General features: G+C 37.9%; 19 protein-coding genes. 15 read left to right on the top strand and 4 right to left on the bottom strand.

What is annotated here, in order from left to right; all coding sequences use genetic code 11:
- Positions 1–117: 117 nt before the first annotated feature.
- Positions 118–975, top strand: coding sequence for a glucosaminidase domain-containing protein (locus ACYSNQ_RS13730; protein ID WP_426084145.1), 858 nt, complete (start codon positions 118–120; stop codon positions 973–975).
- Between the two features lie 98 nt (positions 976–1,073).
- Here ACYSNQ_RS13730 and ACYSNQ_RS13725 read toward each other — a convergent pair whose 3' ends face one another.
- Positions 1,074–2,072 (bottom strand): 4-hydroxy-3-methylbut-2-enyl diphosphate reductase, encoded by a 999-nt coding sequence (locus tag ACYSNQ_RS13725; protein ID WP_426084144.1) that lies wholly within the window; start codon positions 2,070–2,072, stop codon positions 1,074–1,076.
- Between the two features lie 170 nt (positions 2,073–2,242).
- Here ACYSNQ_RS13725 and cysK point away from each other — a divergent pair, with 170 nt between their 5' ends.
- The 10 genes from cysK (at position 2,243) to ACYSNQ_RS13675 (ending at position 11,648) form a co-directional block, all read left to right on the top strand.
- Positions 2,243–3,172: a cysteine synthase A gene (gene cysK, locus ACYSNQ_RS13720; RefSeq protein ID WP_426084143.1), complete on the top strand. Its 930-nt coding sequence runs from the start codon at positions 2,243–2,245 to the stop codon at positions 3,170–3,172.
- A gap of 325 nt (positions 3,173–3,497) precedes the next feature.
- Positions 3,498–3,938 (top strand): peroxide-responsive transcriptional repressor PerR, encoded by a 441-nt coding sequence (perR, locus tag ACYSNQ_RS13715; protein ID WP_426084142.1) that lies wholly within the window; start codon positions 3,498–3,500, stop codon positions 3,936–3,938.
- Between the two features lie 10 nt (positions 3,939–3,948).
- Complete coding sequence (locus ACYSNQ_RS13710; RefSeq protein ID WP_426084141.1) at positions 3,949–4,332, top strand: RidA family protein; 384 nt, start codon at positions 3,949–3,951, stop codon at positions 4,330–4,332.
- 244 nt (positions 4,333–4,576) lie between these two features.
- A complete protein-coding gene (locus tag ACYSNQ_RS13705; protein ID WP_426084140.1) occupies positions 4,577–5,926 on the top strand; it encodes an NADH oxidase in 1,350 nt (449 codons plus the stop codon).
- A gap of 443 nt (positions 5,927–6,369) precedes the next feature.
- Positions 6,370–7,005, top strand: a complete 636-nt coding sequence (locus ACYSNQ_RS13700) for a YczE/YyaS/YitT family protein (RefSeq protein ID WP_426084227.1) — start codon at positions 6,370–6,372, stop codon at positions 7,003–7,005.
- Positions 7,006–7,235: 230 nt separating this feature from the next.
- Positions 7,236–8,300 (top strand): helix-turn-helix domain-containing protein, encoded by a 1,065-nt coding sequence (locus ACYSNQ_RS13695; RefSeq protein WP_426084139.1) that lies wholly within the window; start codon positions 7,236–7,238, stop codon positions 8,298–8,300.
- Positions 8,301–8,502: 202 nt separating this feature from the next.
- On the top strand, positions 8,503–9,369 hold the full coding sequence (locus ACYSNQ_RS13690; RefSeq protein WP_426084138.1) for a YitT family protein: 867 nt from the start codon (positions 8,503–8,505) through the stop codon (positions 9,367–9,369).
- A gap of 283 nt (positions 9,370–9,652) precedes the next feature.
- Complete coding sequence (locus ACYSNQ_RS13685; RefSeq protein WP_426084137.1) at positions 9,653–10,150, top strand: cysteine hydrolase family protein; 498 nt, start codon at positions 9,653–9,655, stop codon at positions 10,148–10,150.
- 66 nt (positions 10,151–10,216) lie between these two features.
- Entirely contained in the window at positions 10,217–11,104 is an 888-nt protein-coding gene (locus ACYSNQ_RS13680; protein ID WP_426084136.1) for an SPL family radical SAM protein, read from the top strand.
- Between the two features lie 43 nt (positions 11,105–11,147).
- A complete protein-coding gene (locus tag ACYSNQ_RS13675) occupies positions 11,148–11,648 on the top strand; it encodes a GNAT family N-acetyltransferase (RefSeq protein ID WP_426084135.1) in 501 nt (166 codons plus the stop codon).
- A 99-nt stretch (positions 11,649–11,747) separates the two neighbouring features.
- Here ACYSNQ_RS13675 and ACYSNQ_RS13670 read toward each other — a convergent pair whose 3' ends face one another.
- Positions 11,748–11,939, bottom strand: coding sequence for a DUF5713 family protein (locus ACYSNQ_RS13670; protein ID WP_426084134.1), 192 nt, complete (start codon positions 11,937–11,939; stop codon positions 11,748–11,750).
- A 74-nt stretch (positions 11,940–12,013) separates the two neighbouring features.
- Positions 12,014–12,562, bottom strand: a complete 549-nt coding sequence (locus ACYSNQ_RS13665; protein ID WP_426084133.1) for a LysM peptidoglycan-binding domain-containing protein — start codon at positions 12,560–12,562, stop codon at positions 12,014–12,016.
- Between the two features lie 215 nt (positions 12,563–12,777).
- On the opposite strand from ACYSNQ_RS13665, the gene ACYSNQ_RS13660 reads away from it, so the two are divergent.
- A complete protein-coding gene (locus tag ACYSNQ_RS13660) occupies positions 12,778–13,413 on the top strand; it encodes an HD domain-containing protein (RefSeq protein ID WP_426084226.1) in 636 nt (211 codons plus the stop codon).
- 90 nt (positions 13,414–13,503) lie between these two features.
- Here the strand turns inward: ACYSNQ_RS13660 and ACYSNQ_RS13655 are convergent, their stop codons facing one another.
- Complete coding sequence (locus tag ACYSNQ_RS13655; protein WP_426084132.1) at positions 13,504–14,832, bottom strand: MFS transporter; 1,329 nt, start codon at positions 14,830–14,832, stop codon at positions 13,504–13,506.
- Between the two features lie 510 nt (positions 14,833–15,342).
- Between ACYSNQ_RS13655 and ACYSNQ_RS13650 the strand changes: the two genes are divergently transcribed.
- The 3 genes from ACYSNQ_RS13650 (at position 15,343) to ACYSNQ_RS13640 (ending at position 17,093) form a co-directional block, all read left to right on the top strand.
- Positions 15,343–15,477, top strand: coding sequence for a hypothetical protein (locus ACYSNQ_RS13650; protein ID WP_426084131.1), 135 nt, complete (start codon positions 15,343–15,345; stop codon positions 15,475–15,477).
- 12 nt (positions 15,478–15,489) lie between these two features.
- Entirely contained in the window at positions 15,490–16,221 is a 732-nt protein-coding gene (locus tag ACYSNQ_RS13645) for an aminoglycoside phosphotransferase family protein (protein ID WP_426084130.1), read from the top strand.
- A gap of 89 nt (positions 16,222–16,310) precedes the next feature.
- The gene (locus ACYSNQ_RS13640; RefSeq protein ID WP_426084129.1) at positions 16,311–17,093 is read left to right on the top strand and encodes a DUF4097 family beta strand repeat-containing protein; all 783 of its coding nucleotides are present in this window, start codon (positions 16,311–16,313) and stop codon (positions 17,091–17,093) included.
- The last annotated feature ends 203 nt before the right edge of the window (positions 17,094–17,296 follow it).

Here is a 17,296-nt window from a genome sequence, read left to right as displayed (position 1 = left end):
ATTACAAAAAAATTTCTATTCCTTTAAATTATTCTTTTCTGATTCTATATCGTTGTTTCTTTTTTCAAATCATTTTAAACTAATACTACGTTATCAGTTTGAGGAGGAAAAAAGTGAATGGAAAAATGTGAAACACGAAGCAGCAGGCATGTGAAAAGAACGATTCAAAAGAAAAAGAACCGTCACCGCTTTACTTCCGGCATGGGAGTTGCTTTATTATCTGTTCCATTAATTGGCGGAGTATTTGCTGGTTCTGAAGAAGTTGAAGCAACTGAATATGAACAAATATCTTCCGTTTCTCCAGAAAGCTTCATTGAATCAATCGGTTATTCTGCTTCATCTGTGGCTAGTGCCAATGATTTGTACGCTTCAGTAATGATTGCTCAAGCATTGCTCGAAAGCAGCTATGGCAATTCTCAATTGGCAGCAGCACCAAATTACAATCTTTTTGGTGTGAAGGGAAGCTACATGGGACAAACTGTTTATATGACCACTTCAGAATACCTTAATGATGAATGGTTAATCGCCGCTGAACCTTTTAGAGTTTATTCTTCTTATTATGAATCCTTTCAGGATCATGCCAATGTGATTTTGTCGGCTGTTTCAGGCTATGGGGATTATCACTATGCAGGTGTATGGAAAAGTAATACAAGCAGCTATATGGATGCAACTGCTGCATTGACCGGTACTTATGCAACAGATCCTGATTATGCGCAAAAGTTAAATTGGCTGATTGAAGCATATGCTTTAACAAGGTTTGATACAGGAACGGCGGGTTATAGCTATTATTCAACTGCTGCTGAAAATCAGGCAGTGATTTACGCAGAATCAGGCATTTCCAATTATACAGTAAATTCCGGCGATACCCTGTGGGGAATTGCAGAGAGCTATGGGTTAACGGTGGATCAGTTGATGGCTTTAAATGGCTTATCAAGTGATATGATTACTGTAGGACAGGTTCTTGAAGTTCGTTAACAAAAGAAAAAAAAGACAGAAAGCCAAGTAACTGTTCATGAAACTTAGACTAAACGCTAAATTTCATGAAGCGTTCAAAGGACTTTCTGTCTTTTTGCTTAGCGGCTGCCGCTTCGTAATTCTTCTAAGCGCCGCTCTCTGTTTTTAGTAATATCTTTCCTTCGCGGACGAGGGAGGATGGCGGCTTCGGTCACTGTACTCTCTCTTCGATGAGTAGTAACGTCGTCAAAATCAAAATGGGTTAGGTAATCAAGAACTTCACGAACAATCGGTGTGGGTGTAGAAGCGCCAGCTGTCACAGCCACCTTATTGACCTTTTTAAGCCATTCAGGCTGAATCTCTGTAACATCAGATACTCTGTATGCTTTGACATTCGCCTGTTGTTCAGAAACTTGAGCTAGCCGGTTGCTATTGTTGCTTTTGGGGTCTCCAACAACAATCGTTAAATCACAACCTTGTGCTTGTTCAACAACAGCTTCTTGGCGTACTTGAGTAGCTTTACAGATATCCTGATGGATTTCTATCCAAGGAAACTTTTCTTTAACCAGCTCGATTAAATCCAATACATCCCATTGACTCATAGTAGTCTGATTCGTCAAAAATAGTTTTTTATCTTTAGGAAAGTCTAATGCAGTAATGTCTTCCGCAGCTGCAATCAGATGTACCTGATCAGGAGCAACACCAACCGCGCCTTCTGGCTCAGGATGATTTTTTTTCCCTATATAGAGCACATCATAGCCTGCTGAAGTTTTTTGTTCAATCAGTTCATGGGTGATGGTTACATCCGGACAAGTCGCATCAATGACGGTAAGTCCTTTTGCCTGAGCAAGTTCCTTAATCTTTGGTGAGACACCATGTGCAGTTAAAATAATCGTGCCTGAGTCAACCTGAGCTAATATTTCTTCCCGGTTTTGCCCGTCCAAGGTCTGAATGCCGACGCTTTCAAAGGCCTCAGTAACATGCTGGTTGTGGACAATCATTCCTAATATATAGATGGGGCGTGGCAGTGTTTCATCTAATGAAACGTTTCTGGCAATTACCATTGCATCCACAACACCATAACAGTAGCCGCGGGGACTAATATTTACAATCTCCATAGATTTACTCCTTGTTCATTTTTTTCAGCTGTTTTTTCAACTATACACTATAATTATTAAAAATAAATAAAGTTCAAGTATATCTGCTTAACTATAGCAAACTAATGGCGTGATTTCAAAAAATGGGCTATTATTGATTAAAGCTACTATTTTAGATGGGGGAAGTACGTATGACAAAAATTGCTAAATCTGTTACTGAATTGATAGGTAAAACACCAATTGTTCAGCTTCAAAGAATTGTACCTGAAGAGGCTGCTGAGGTTTATGTAAAGCTGGAATTCTTTAATCCCGGCGGCAGTGTAAAAGACCGGATTGCTTTGAGCATGATTGAACAAGCCGAAAAAGATGGGAAGCTATCAGAAGGCGGAACAATCGTTGAGCCTACAAGTGGAAATACCGGCGTTGGATTAGCAATGGTTGGTGCTGCTAAAGGTTATAAGGTAATCATTGTTATGCCAGATACAATGAGTGTGGAACGCCGTCAGCTGATTCAGGCATATGGTGCTGAACTGATTCTAACACCTGGAGCAGAAGGGATGAAGGGTGCTATTGCAAAAGCAACAGAGCTTGCTGAACAAAATGGCTACTTTATGCCTTTGCAGTTTGAGAATCCGGCCAATCCAGCAATTCATGAGAAAACGACTGGTAAAGAAATAAGTGATGCTTTCGCAGATATTGGTCTGGATGCTTTTGTGGCAGGAATTGGCACAGGCGGTACGATTACTGGTGTTGGTCATGAACTGAAACAGATTTATTCAGATATTAAAGTGATTGCTGTTGAGCCAACAGAATCACCCGTTTTAGAAGGGGGAGCTCCTGGACCTCACAAAATTCAAGGGATTGGCGCTGGCTTTATTCCTGAAGTTCTTGATGTAGCTGTTTATGATGATATCTTGGCAATCAGCAGTGATGATGCAATGGAAACTGCTAGACAAGCAGCTGAAAAAGAAGGGCTGCTTGTAGGGATTTCAGCTGGAGCAGCCATTAAAGCAGCAATTGAAACGGCTAAAAAACTAGGAAAAGGCAAGAAAGTGTTGACAGTTATTCCAGATAACGGCGAGCGCTATCTTTCAACTGCTTTATATACTAAAGATAATTAACAGCAAAAACTATTTTAAATGATTTACAAACAATATATGGCCGACAGCTATTTCGTTGTCGGCTTATTTTAGTTTTTCCTGATTCCTATGTTATTACGTAAAAAGAAGTGAGATGAAAAGAAAGTTTTTCTAAATTACTGATATCGCTTTCTAAATTAAAAGGTTAACCTTTGTTTTTTTATCTATTTAGTATTTTATTTATTACATATATTTTTTGATTACTAAGAAATCGATGAATTATTAGCGGTTTTCCGCTATTTTCGGCATAATTTCTTGTCAAGCTAGATTATAAATAGTATTATTTAATAAAAGGAGGGGTTTATCAATGGATAATATTTTAGTTAAAAATGCAATGGCTGAACTCAAAGAAGCCAATATTCGTATCACTCCACAGCGCTATGCTATTTTGGAATATCTTATTGAAAATCACACGCATCCAACTGCTGACGAAATCTACCGATCATTAGAAAGTCGTTTTCCCAACATGAGTGTTGCTACTGTATATAATAATTTGAGACTCTTTACAGAAATTGGTTTTGTACAGGAGATGAGCTATGGAGATGCTTCCAGCCGTTTTGACTTTGGTTCAAAAAAACATTATCATGCAATCTGTCAAAACTGTGGTAAAATCGTAGATTTTCATTATCCCGGACTAGAAGATGTTGAGATGGCTGCAAGCCGTTTAACAGGTTTTGAGATCAACGAGCACCGCTTAGAGCTCTATGGGCTCTGCCCAGACTGTCAAAAACTAAAGGAAGAGGAGTAAGAAAGAAGCGATGATTATAAAAATACATACCGAAAATGCTCCGAAAGCTATTGGACCCTATGTTCAGGGAAATATTGTTAACGGCTTGTTGTTTGCTTCCGGTCAAGTACCGCTGGATCCTGCAACAGGGGAAATCGTAGGGGAAACGATTGAAGCGCAGACAAAACAGGTAATAAAAAATATTCAGGCAATTCTTGATGAAGCAGGCAGTTCTTTTGACCAGGTCGTGAAAACGACTTGTTTTCTAAAAGATATGAATGACTTTGCTGCATTTAATGAAGTGTATGCGGCGGCATTCTCAACGAAATTACCTGCACGTTCAGCTGTTGAAGTAGCTAGATTGCCAAAAGATGTGCTAATTGAGATTGAAGTTATCGCTGCAGTTGCTGATTAGGCGTGACTTTCACAAGCTTAGAGAAATGATTCTCTAAGCTTTTTTTGTTGATTTAATCATTATTATAAAAATCGTGAATCTTTATCACATGAAAATAGGAACAATTTTTTGTTAGTTTGTGAAAAAATAATTTTGAATTCACAAGCACATATATCGAATAATAATTATCAGTTTGCTATAGTTTTAATGTAAACCTTTAATAGGTTGCAAGAAAACTAAACTGTTGAGAGAAGGGGAATTTTTAATGAAAGTTGTAGTTGTCGGCTGTACTCACGCAGGTACCGCAGCAGTAAAAAACATTCTGGCAAATCATCCGGAGGCTGAAGTAACTGTTTATGAACGCAATGATAATGTATCGTTTTTATCATGCGGGATTGCTTTGTATGTTGGAGGCGTTGTGAAGGATGCTTCAGGACTATTTTATTCCAATCCAGAGGAGCTGGCTTCACTTGGTGCTAAAGTGAACATGGAGCATGAAGTGGAATCAATTGATGTTGATAAAAAAGAAGTCGTTGCTAAGGATTTGAAAACTGGCAGCGTGGAAACAATTTCTTATGATAAATTAGTTATGACAACAGGTTCTTGGCCGATTATACCGCCAATTCCAGGAATTGACTCTGAGAATATTCTATTATGTAAAAACTATAATCAGGCAAATGTGATTATAGAGAAAGCAAAAGATGCGCAGAAAGTCGTAGTTGTCGGCGGCGGTTATATCGGAATCGAATTGGTAGAAGCCTTTGTCGAGTCCGGCAAGCAGGTAACATTGATTGATGGTTTAGACCGTATTTTGAATAAATACTTGGACAAGCGTTTTACCGATGTTTTAGAGCAAGAGTTAGTTGACCGTGGTGTTCAGTTGGCTTTAGGAGAAAATGTTCAGGAATTTAAAACAGGTGCTGATGGTAAAGTAGAAAAAGTCATCACACCAAGTCAAGAATTTGATGCGGATATGGTGATTATGTGTGTTGGTTTCAAACCTAATACCTCTTTACTAGATGGTAAAGTAGAGATGCTGCCAAACGGTGCACTAGTTGTTGATGAATATATGCACACAAGCAATCCTGATATTTTTGCCGCAGGAGATAGTGCAGTAGTACACTATAATCCTAGTGATACAAAAAACTACATTCCTTTAGCGACGAATGCTGTTCGCCAAGGGATGCTGGTTGGCTATAATTTGACTGAAAACAGACTAGCTTATCGTGGAACCCAAGGTACTTCTGGTTTGTATTTGTTCGGCTGGAAAATTGGTTCAACAGGTGTAACAATGGAAAGTGCTGCATTGAACGGACTGGAAGTTGAAGCAACTTATATGGAGGATAATTATCGTCCTGAATTCATGCCGACCACAGAAAATGTTATGATGGAACTGGTCTATGAGAAGGATACAAACCGGATCGTCGGAGGACAATTAATGTCTAAATATGACATTACACAGTCTGCAAACACCTTATCTCTAGCTGTTCAAAATAAAATGACTGTTGAAGACTTGGCTCTTTCAGATTTCTTCTTCCAGCCTCATTTTGATAGACCTTGGAACTACCTGAATCTGCTGGCTCAAGCTGCCTTGGCAGATATCAATGGGAAGTAAACATTTTTTGAATTAAATGCCGGAAACTGAATAAAATTGTGGACTTGGAATATCAACCAGAAAATTTCTGGTTTGTTTCAAGTCCTTTTATATGGATCAGAGAACTTGACGTAACGACCTGAACAGCCTAGCGGAAACGATTTGGTAAAAACCGCCAATTCGATTACTCGATGCAATGCAGTTTAAATCATATACCTTCTAAATCACTTCAAAGCGGTTTGTCCCTCAGCTATTACCTTGTTGTGTTTGAGTACTTAAAAAGTGTTGGCAGATTTTTCTTAATGTAATTCTGCCAACAAAAAAATATCATTTTAATAATAAGAAAACAGGTATGGAACTGTTTTTTTAAGTCCCGTATTTGTTTTTATTTAGGGTATATGTTTTGCCTTTTGCAGAAAATTTTGAGATGCTTAGTATAGAAAATTTGAGGTGAAAAGATGAAAATGAATATAAAGGAAACAATTATCCGTTCACTATTTGCTCTGTTGGGCGTAGCTATACTTGCTTTTGGTGCTGCAACACTGAGAATAGGACAAGTAGGTTTAGACCCTTACACAGCTGCCAATATAGGGATTGGCGAGACATTAGGTCTTTCGTTAGGTGTTTATCAGTTAATCATTAATATAGTTATACTAATTTTAGTCTTTATTTTCGGCAGAAAGTACATTGGTATTGGTACAGTGATTAATATGGTATTAACAGGTTTTTTTATTGATTTCTTTACATGGATGTATACAAATCTATTTTCGATTGAGCTAAATTTGATTACTCAGGCAGCCCTTTTAATAATTGGTGTGGTCATTTTTACATTTGGCGCATCTTTCTACATGTCTGCAAAGCTGGGAAATGCTCCTTATGATGCAATCGCTCCGATTATTGTTGACAGGACTAATCTAAGCTATCGACTGATTCGGGTGAGCCAGGATGTTTTCTTTGTGATTCTTGCGTTTATTTTTGGGGGACCCGTTGGTGTAGGAACAGTCATCAATGCATTTTTTACTGGTCCTTTGATTGAATTCTGGAATAAAAAGGTAAGTGAACCCCTCATTGAAGCTCAGGTGAAAAAACAAACAAACTAAGGGCAGCTTAATCGATAGCTTCTAAAAAATAATGGAATACTCATGTGTTTCTCTACAGTCCAAACTAATGTCAGAATGATTATTTTTCATAATAGATTCATCAATGGAATAAACGACGGAAGCCGGAGAAAAACTTAACTGACAGTTAAGTTTTTCTCCGGTGTTTGTCTTTACTCTCCATTGTTTCAAAAATAATCCTATGATAAGGTTTAGATGAAGGAGGGATTATGATGAACCTAGGTGAAATGATTCGTAAATATAGGAGAAAACAGGAGCTAACACAAGAGAAGCTGGCCGCAGCGTTGGGTGTTTCCGCAGGAGCTGTAAGTAAATGGGAAACGAACAGCAGTCTTCCAGATACTGAATTGTTAGTACCGCTTGCCAGACAACTTCATGTTAGTCTGGATGAGTTATTTGACTATCAGTTAAGCTTGTCAGAAGCTGAAATCAAAAAAATCATAGACGAAGTTGCATTACTCTTTCAAAAACAGACATTTCAAGCCGGACTTGAACGAATTCAGTATTATTGTCGTGAGTTTCCACACTCAGAAGCTCTAAACTTTCAATTAGCAAAACTAATCTGGACATACAGCTTTTTAACGCCCTTTGAAAGTGAAGAAGAGGTTGACAAACGTCTACAGCAAGCATATGAACGCTTTCGTCCACTATTCACTTCTGAAAATGAACAGCTACGCTTAAGTGCGCTTTATGTTGGAGCAACTATCCTTATGGCCTTGGATCGCTATGATGAGCTGGAAGAAAAACTTCAAGAAATTCCTCAAATGTCTTATGACACTTTCTATATGAAACTTCGCGTTTTAGAGCATAAGAAAAAGTATCCACAAGCTGAAGCATTGACGGTTCGAAGATTATTTGAACGAGTAAATGAAGTGATTTCTTTAGCAGCTATCCTAATTAGGCTGAACGAACGGTTAGGCAACGAAAAATTAGCCAAAACCTATCTTGATTTGTCCAGGCAGCTGGAGCAGCTTTTTCAGCCGATCGCACCATCTTTAGCCAAGTATAGAAGTGTTCAAGAACAGGTAGATAAGGGAAACAGCGCAGAAGCAGGAAAGTTGCTGCTCCAAGCTGTTCAGGCAACTATCCTGCAGCCGACCGACTGGCATAATCATTATCTCTTTTCAGAAATTGAGCTTTCAGCAAATATTCACGAAGTGCAGCAGAGTAGAAAGCTCTTTTTGCAGGAACAACTGAATACTTTTTCAAAGCTTTCTGAGGATCCAAATTATAAAGCTGCTGAAAAGCTGGTAAATGAGTACGTAAATCAAGAATAAAATGAATGTGAATTTTCATTCTAAAAAAACATCGAATGACTGGAATAAAGCTGACTATAGCTTTTTCCATTATCATTTGATGTTTTTTTGTTCTGTCCCTTTGAAAAAGCCATAATTTTGATTAAAAATTTTCTCATTTTCAGCACAAAAATGTTAAATACATGGTAGTATAGCGAAGGACATTTCAGAAAGGGGTTTATAGATGAAAAGTATTATTTTAAAAAATTCAATTAAGGATACGTTATATGTGACCGTGGGGTCTTTTTTATTGGCTGCAGCGATTAATAGCATTATGCTGCCGATGTCGATTGTCTCCGGCGGTGTAACTGGTCTGAGTATTGTGCTGAATCATTTATTCAACTTAGACCCTGCACTGGTTTTATATGCAATCAATATTCCTTTATTAATTTTATGCTTTATTTTTTTAGGAAAAGAAAATGGTTTAAAAACAATATACGGCAGCCTGATTTTTCCATTTTTTGTGGCGATTACTTCTAATATACCTACTCTAACTGACAATTTACTACTTGCTGCTGTCTATGGCGGTATTGCAACAGGAATTGGCCTGGGATTAGTTTTTAGAGGGAATGCTTCTACAGGTGGAACGGCTATTCCAGCTCAAATTATTCATAAATATTTTAAAGTACCTTTAGGACTTTCAGTTTCGATTGTCGACGGTTTTATTATTTTTTCAGGATTGTTGGCTTTTGATGTGGATCGAATTCTATACTCATTAATGAGTTTATTTTTAATTGGACGAGTCATTGATATTATTCAGGTTGGTGTGGTTCGATCAAAGAATGTTTTTGTTGTTTCACCAAAATATGCAGAAATGAAGCAAGAGCTCTTAAAGATTTTAGATAAGGGTGTAACGATGATTCCGATTGAAGGCGGGTATCATGAGAAACAGGGAATGCTTTTAATGACGGTAATAAAAGAAAAAGATTTCCCTAAACTGAAAGAATCTCTCTTGCAGATTGACGAAAATGCCTTTATTATTTCCATGAATGCCAGCGAAGTGTTTGGGAGAGGTTTCAGTCTGCAGCGAATACTGGAATATATGGAGTAAAAGGGAACTTAGTTAAAAAGCATAAGTGCGTGGATGAAGAAAATCCCGCACTTTTTTTAGTGTGTAGCAAAAGATTTATGTGTATAATTGATAAAAAATAATATGGAGCATTTAATTAACGATAATTATATTATGTAAACTAAAAGGGTATTATGAAATATTTCTTTCCTTATAACTAGTTGAATGTTTGTGATAGAGGTGTGCTTGCTACACAACACAGGGAATCGAATGGCAAGGGAATCTTTAGTTGAAATCATGTTTAGAATAGAAAGCAGGTTGTTTTATGACAGAAAAAGCACTAGTTATTATTGATTTGCAGGTTGGCCTAGAAACAAAAACTAAAAAACTTTTTCAGCTGCAGCAGGTTCTTAAAAAAGTGAATCTGCGGATAAAGAGCTACAGAGAGAGGGATATGCCAATCATTTTTATCCAACATGAGGATGAAGAGCTGCTTTATGGTACGGACAGCTGGCAGCTTTTCCCAGAGCTTGAGGCAAAAAAAGAAGACTATTATGTCTCAAAAAAACATGCTAATTCTTTTTTTCACACAGAGTTGTCTAAACTTTTAGAGGGTTTATCCGTTGATACACTGGAAATCTGTGGTGCTCAGACAGAGTTTTGTGTAGATACAACGATTCGCTTTGCACACGGATTAGGCTATAAAATTTTTATGCAGAAAGGAACAGCTACGACTCTTGATAATGATAACTGGACTGCAGAAGAGATTATTCAGTATCATGAAACTATCTGGAATCAGCGTTTTCTACTATTTTTTGACTAGCAGCTGGACTCTCTCCTTAGGTCAGACTGTATAATAGAGATAATATAGGTGGGAGAGGAGAAAGAGATGAACTCAAAAACAGTTGAAGCTCGGCAAATGCTGATTAAAACAAAAACAACAGACTGGTTTGGTACAGAATATACAATGAACATGTACCGTGGCTGTGATCATGGCTGTATTTATTGTGATTCACGAAGTGAATGCTATCAAATCGAAAATTTTGATAGTGTGGTTTATAAGGAAAACGGATTGGTTCTTTTAAATCAAGAGCTTCAGTCCAAGCGTAAAAAAGGAATCGTCGGATTCGGTGCAGCATCTGATGCCTATAATCATTTAGATAAAAAAATAGGCTTGACCAAGAAAGTTCTAACTCTTCTTGATCAGCATGGCTTCGGTATATCTCTGGCAACGAAAAGTGCGATACTCACACGGGATATTGCAGAGTACAAACAAATACAAGTACATTCTCCAGTAAATCTTGGCTTTTCCTTTAGTACTTCTATTGATCGTGTAGCAGCTAAAATTGAACGACATGTTTCCTTGCCAAGCGAACGCTTCCAAGCAATCGAAGCATGTAAAGACAACGGACTGTACTGCGGTATTCTTTTGATGCCGGTACTTCCATATATAACTGACAGCTGGAAGCTGATGGCTGATTTAATTATGAAAGCACACGAAGTACAGGCTGACTATATTTATCCCATGTTCGGCATGACCTTAAGAGATCGGCAAAAGGAGCATTACTTTAATGCCCTGCAAAAAATATCAAAACCGATTGCCGATCAATACGAAAAGAACTATAAAAATACTTATTTTTTTCCTGCTGAAAACTATGAGCAGTTAAGCTACAATTTTAAAAATTTGTGTACTAAATTGGGCATAGTCTATGAAATGAGCGAGATTATCACGAATTACCAAAAACCATATCAGATAGAACAAGAACGTTTATTTTAGTTAAAACATCAGTTGGTTTTTCTGCGGTAAAAAGGAGGAACATATGAATATTAGACCAATTACTCAAAATGATGCCTTGGAGTTCTTAAATATGCAGCATGGGCTGGATAAGAGCAGTTCATATATGCTGCTTGAGCCAGGTGAAAGAATAGCAACGGTTGAAGATACTGTCAGAAGAATCGATCAGATATTAACAGCTAAGGATTTTCTTTTTGTTGCAATAGATGACACAGGGGCTATTGGTGGATATCTTCAAGCAGAAAGAGCTGCTTTTAATAAAATTCAGCATTCGGCTTATATTGTTATCGGTTTACTACCTTCGATTCAAGGGAAAGGTCTTGGTACTATGCTGTTTGAGGAATTAGACCGCTGGGCCGAAAAAATGGGGGTTACTCGTTTGGAATTAACAGTAGTAACAGTGAATGAAGGAGCGGTGGCTTTATATAAAAAAAGCGGGTTTGAAATTGAAGGCACAAAAAGAAAAGCCATCTATCAAGATGGCCGCTTCTTAGATGAATATTATATGTCTAAAATCTTTGATTGAATTAGAAGCGATAGCGTTTGAGTCATAGCTAATGGCCCAAGCGTTTCTTTCGCTAATCGCTGATTCGTGTTTTCTGTCATTTTAAGATATTCCTTCTTGTTACTGAGATAAATTATAGAGTAGGAACGAATGCTTAACAGAATAAAGAGAAGCTTGGATAGCAGTAATATCCGTTTCGCCGTTTTCTAAACTAGCCACTACGCCTTTTAAAATTTCTTTAATCTTATCAACTAGAAAATCAGGAAAGTAGCTATCTTGATACATATCTGTAAAATAGTCATAATTGCTCATTTAATCACTCTTCTATACATAATCCGAAAATAGGATATTTATTAAAAAAAGTGATACTTGATGCTTTAACATTCTCATCGTACAAGTAATTCCGTTCCAATAAGGACATTTGTATCTGAAAGATTATTCTTTATCATAAGTTCTTCCAGTGATAGACCATGCTGCTCAGCAATCAATGAAAGAGCGTCACCAGCCTGAACGACATAAGTTGTTGGCTGAGGCTGAACCTCTTCCACAGCTGGCTCTGCTGCCGGCTGTTCGGCTGCTGGTTCAACTGCAGGTGCCTCTGTTGGTTCAGGGGCAGCAACAGAGGATTCAGTTGTAGCTCCACCTGTTTGCGGCAGCGCTTCGGAGGCAGCCGGCGGAGTGCTGGTAGTTGTTTCAGTTCCAGAAGCTGTTTTAATTGAGCCGGTAGATAAACTGGAGTTAAGCTTATTTACCTGGTCTTCAAGCTTCGTAATTTTCTCTCCTACGTTTGATGTACCTGTATCGGATTGATACGTGCGGTAAACAAGATAACCAAGTCCTAAAGAATTAATAAATACTAAAATAAGCAAGAAGATAAGCAGCACAGGTGATTCGCTGTTCCTTCTTGATGATCTGCTTGTATGATTTTCTTCCATAAATAACTCCCCTTTTTCCAAATGATTCTTCTAAATAGTATAGCACATTCACAAAAAAATAACTTGCGTTTTTTTAGAAAAAAATGTGACTTCAATGAAAGCAGAGGAGATAAATAGATTAGTATGTTATCATAATGAATCAAGTGATAAAATTCTTTTGCTTACTTATAAATAACAAAAGACGAGGAGGAAAAGGAATGCTGCTCACTAGACAAATAGAACAGCTCCAGAGAATCGAAAGGTATACAGCTGCCGTTTTGGCTGAGGATCAAACAGGGCATGGAATGGATCATATCCAACGAGTGGTACATCTTGCAGGTCAAATTGCAGAGAGGGAAGACTGTAACGATTTTATTGTTATTGCAGGAGCCTATCTTCATGATGTAGTTGATGACAAGCTGGTTCATGATGAGCAAGAAGCCTACGAGAAGCTGGCTTTTTTTCTTAAAGATATCTGTGTTTCTGAAGAAGAACGTCAACACATTTTCCATGTACTCGCAAATGTATCTTACAGCAAAGAAAAATTGAACGGAAAGAATCCGAATCTATCCTTAGAGGCGAAGATTGTTCAGGATGCCGACCGACTGGATGCCTTAGGAGCTATAGGTATTTTGCGAACGGCCTACTATGGTGCTACAGTAGGACACAAGATACATGATCCTGAACTTCCAGTTCAGTCTTTCATTTCTAAAGAAGAATACCGCAAAGGAAGTACAGTCATTAACCATTTTTACGAAAAATTATTGAAAATAAATGAAGGGCTGCATACGGCTCATGGTAAGAAGCTTGGACAAAAACGCCATGATTTTCTACTGTCTTTTTTAGAGGAATTTTATGATGAATGGGTGTAAAAAAGAAAGATACGTACTTTTAAAATGGACTGGTAAAATGGACTGGAGCATCGTCAGCTTGACGCATGCCCAGTCCTATCTAGTAACTATTTATGAAGGATCAGCCAAAGAGGTTTCTGAAAGCAGGGGCTGATCCAGCGCTCTCATAGACTTCAATGAACTAAAATAAAAACAAATCAACATTCCGGCAATTCCTAGCAAAAATAACAAAAAGGCTGAGCCTGCTCCGGCACCTGTTCCAAAGATTGGAAAGCGCTGCGAATTGGTGCGCATGAGCGGTTCAAATACATCATCAATTAGTATTCCAGCCAGCAAGTGGCCTAAAGGAATAGTAAAAAACTGTAGTGAGTTGCGGACAGAAAAAACACGTCCCTGCATTTCAATAGGGATTCTTTCCCTCAGCAGCACGTCCATATTGGCGCTCATAAAAGGGATTGGAAGCCAACCGAGTACAGCTCCTACGTACCAGAAGGGAATTGATTCAGTCAAAGCAAGAATAAAATTTTCTGTACTCATCGAAATAAAAAGAGCGATGCAGATTATTCGAATTCTCTTTTTCGGGGCAGGCTGAAAAGACACAATAATACTGCCAAGAAGACTTGCAATGCCTGTAAAAGCATTAAACATGCCTAGAACCGTTTCCTGCTCCTTGTATTTGGTTAGAACTAATGCAGGCAGAGCTGTGTCCGACATCGAAGCAATCAGGTTGATTCCAGATAAGAATAAGATTAGCTGGAGAATTCCTAAATGCTCTTTTAAAAAGGAAATACCTTCTTTAAGCAGTTGGAAAACAGAGGTCTGTTCTTCATCTTTTTTGAGTGCATCTAGAAGAGGTAAATGGATAAAAAATAATAAGCTGATAAACGCTGCCGAAAAGGTTATTCCATCGAAAATCAGAACAAATTCAATGTTAAAAAATGAAAGCAGCATTGTAGCAAAAACCGGAGTCAGAATAGTGACTAAAGAGTTGGAAAATGATCGCAGACCGCTGGTTTTCTGATAATACTTTTGGGGTGTTAGCAATGTAATCGCCACATCTGAAGCCGGTGACTGAAAGGCACCCATCAGACCATTAATAATATTGATCAAATACAGATGCCAGATTTCCAGCTGATTTGTTTTTAGCAGCCAGGAAGCAGTCAGCGTCCCAACAACGGCTATACTATCACAAAACAGGATAGTCTTTTTTTTATCCCATTTATCGCTTAACGCACCAGCAAACATGCTTAATAGAACATAGGGCGCATAAGAACAAACCGTGAGCAGTCCCATTGTCAATGCGGAACCTTGCTGCTGATAAATCCATATAATCAATGCAAAGCTTGTCATTGAACTCCCTAAAGAAGATAACGCTTGTGTGACCCATAAAATGATAAAAGCTTTTAGTTGTTTTAATTCTTGTACTTGTTGATTTAACATGACTTTGCTCCTTAATAATTGTAATTTTCAAAGGAATGCAAAGTCAGTTGGAACAACTAGATAAATTTTGTAAAAGAATGAAGCGACAGTCTTTCAACTTTTTCTGTCTATCCTACAGGATAGGACTGTCTCCCGAATATAGAATCTTCTACAAGATTTATACAGATTTTATTTACTCCATGCAGTGTGTTCCAAAGACTTTGCATGGAGCTTCGCAATACAGATTACCATATCGATTTCCTCCTATTGAGATGATTTCTTTTATTATATCTAAAATAAAGTGAAATAACATCATCTGCTCAGCAAAATAAAAACGACCGTTGGATTTAAGCAGGAAAGGACTTGCAGCTTGCTGCTGGAATTCCTTTTTAATAAAAAAAGCTGGCGAATAGTGATGCGATTTTTGGGAGTTAAAATAATGAAGTACAGGTACTGATTTTATGATTTGGTATTGACTAATCTAGATATGTTACACTGTCTATACTTGGTACTAGTTAGATGGAGGATAACATGGAACAATTAAATATAGATGTTTCTTTAGTAAAAAAACTTATTGAAAAACAATTTCCCAAGTGGAAAAATCTTGCAGTCAAACCTGTCCGTTTTAGCGGCCACGATAATCGAACCTTTCACTTAGGCGATTAGTTAACGGTTCGCTTGCCCAGTGGAGAGGCCTACGCACCACAAATAGAGAAAGAAGCAGCTTGGCTGCCGTATCTAGGCAAAGAATTGTCTTTATCAATTACCTCTCAAGTAGCTTTGGGTCAGCGGGATTCACTCTTTCCCTATCCTTGGTCAGTGAATCAATGGTTGGAAGGCGATATATTGACTAAAGAAAACGTAGATTCAGAGGTTTTAGCACTGGAGCTGGGGAACTTTTTAAATGAACTGAAAGAAATTGACGCTTCTTCTGGACCAGCAGCGGGCCAGCATAATTTTTACCGGGGAGGAGAATTGCAGATTTACAACAACGAAGTAATAGAAGGGATTCAGTACTTATCTGAGGTGTATGATCCAGATAAGCTGACAGCTTTATGGGAAGCAGCATTACGTACACAATGGCAGCATTCGCCGGTGTGGGTCCATGGAGACATTGCCCCAGGAAATTTACTTGTGAATACCGGACATTTAACGGCTGTTATTGATTTTGGTATTCTGGGTACAGGAGATCCTGCCTGTGACTATGCAATGTCTTGGAGCTTCTTTGACCAGCCTTCAAGAGAACTTTTCCTGAAAACATTGCCCTGTGATGAGGGGACTCGCTTACGCGCGATGGGCTGGGCCTTGTGGAAAGCTATCATCACCTATCACGATCAGCAGCTGCTGCTTCATCAACAGGCTGTACACACAATTTCGGAAATAATGACAGAATATCAGTCATTTGTATGACGAAAGATACATCGCTGGACTTATGAATTCTCTTCGTTAGTTCGTTATAATAAACTTATGAAAAAGAGTACACGAAGGAGAGCAATCATATGAAAAAGTTAAGTTTAACGATTTTGGGGATTTCGAGCTGCTTTTTATTAAGCGGATGTCAAGCATTAGGGGGCCAAACCTCTTACCATGAAAAAGAGTACACAGGGGATGATTCAATTCGAACAATCGAGTTGACTGATAAAAACATGACAGTAAGTGTTGTCGGTGTTGAAGAAAATCAACCTTTAACCATCAATTACTATGAAAACAATTATTCTACTTACGATATTGAGCAAAAAGGCAACAAATTAGTGATGGAGAAAAAAGAAAAATCAAGAGGACTTAATTTATTCTCCTACATTAATTTTAATTTTCATAAGCTGGACGTTGTTGTCGAGGTTCCGAAAGACCAAATTGATCAAGTAAAAGTCAAAACAACCAATGCCAAAATAGATGCGGAAGATTTAAATCTTAAGAGTGCTGATTTTGAAACAACAAACGGAAAAATTGAGTTGGATAGTATTGCTGTGTCAGGAAAAATTCATGGACAGACAACAAATGGGAAAATTGACTTAAATGATTTAACAGGAAAAGAAGCAGTTTTTACCACTACCAATGGAAAGATTAATTTTGATGATTTTTCTGTTTCTAGAAAGTTGGAGCTGGGAACAACGAATGGAGCAGTGAAGGGCTCGATCATCGGAAATGAAGCTGACTTTAAGATTACTTCAAGCACTACAAATGGAAAAAATAGCCTAAACAATCGAAATTCTGGTGAAAAAGAATTAGCAGTAAAAACAACGAATGGAAAAATAGCTGTTGATTTTACTGGAAATGATTAAAGGATTTCATGTCAGTTTGAACTGGCAGAATAAAACTGAAAAAAATCTTGACGCTTGGAACAAAAAGCAGTTATTTCGGCTCTTTGTCAACTAATGTTGGTGAAGAGAAATCTTAGAATTTTTGAAGATCAAGAGGAAACATTTCTCTTGGTCTTTTTTAGTTTACAATTAAAGCGTTGCCGTGGCGAATCATAATTCGCAGT

This window comes from Enterococcus sp. LJL51, assembly GCF_054871795.1.
Note: the sequence above shows the minus strand (reverse complement) of the source record. Positions and strands in the feature narration are given on the sequence as shown.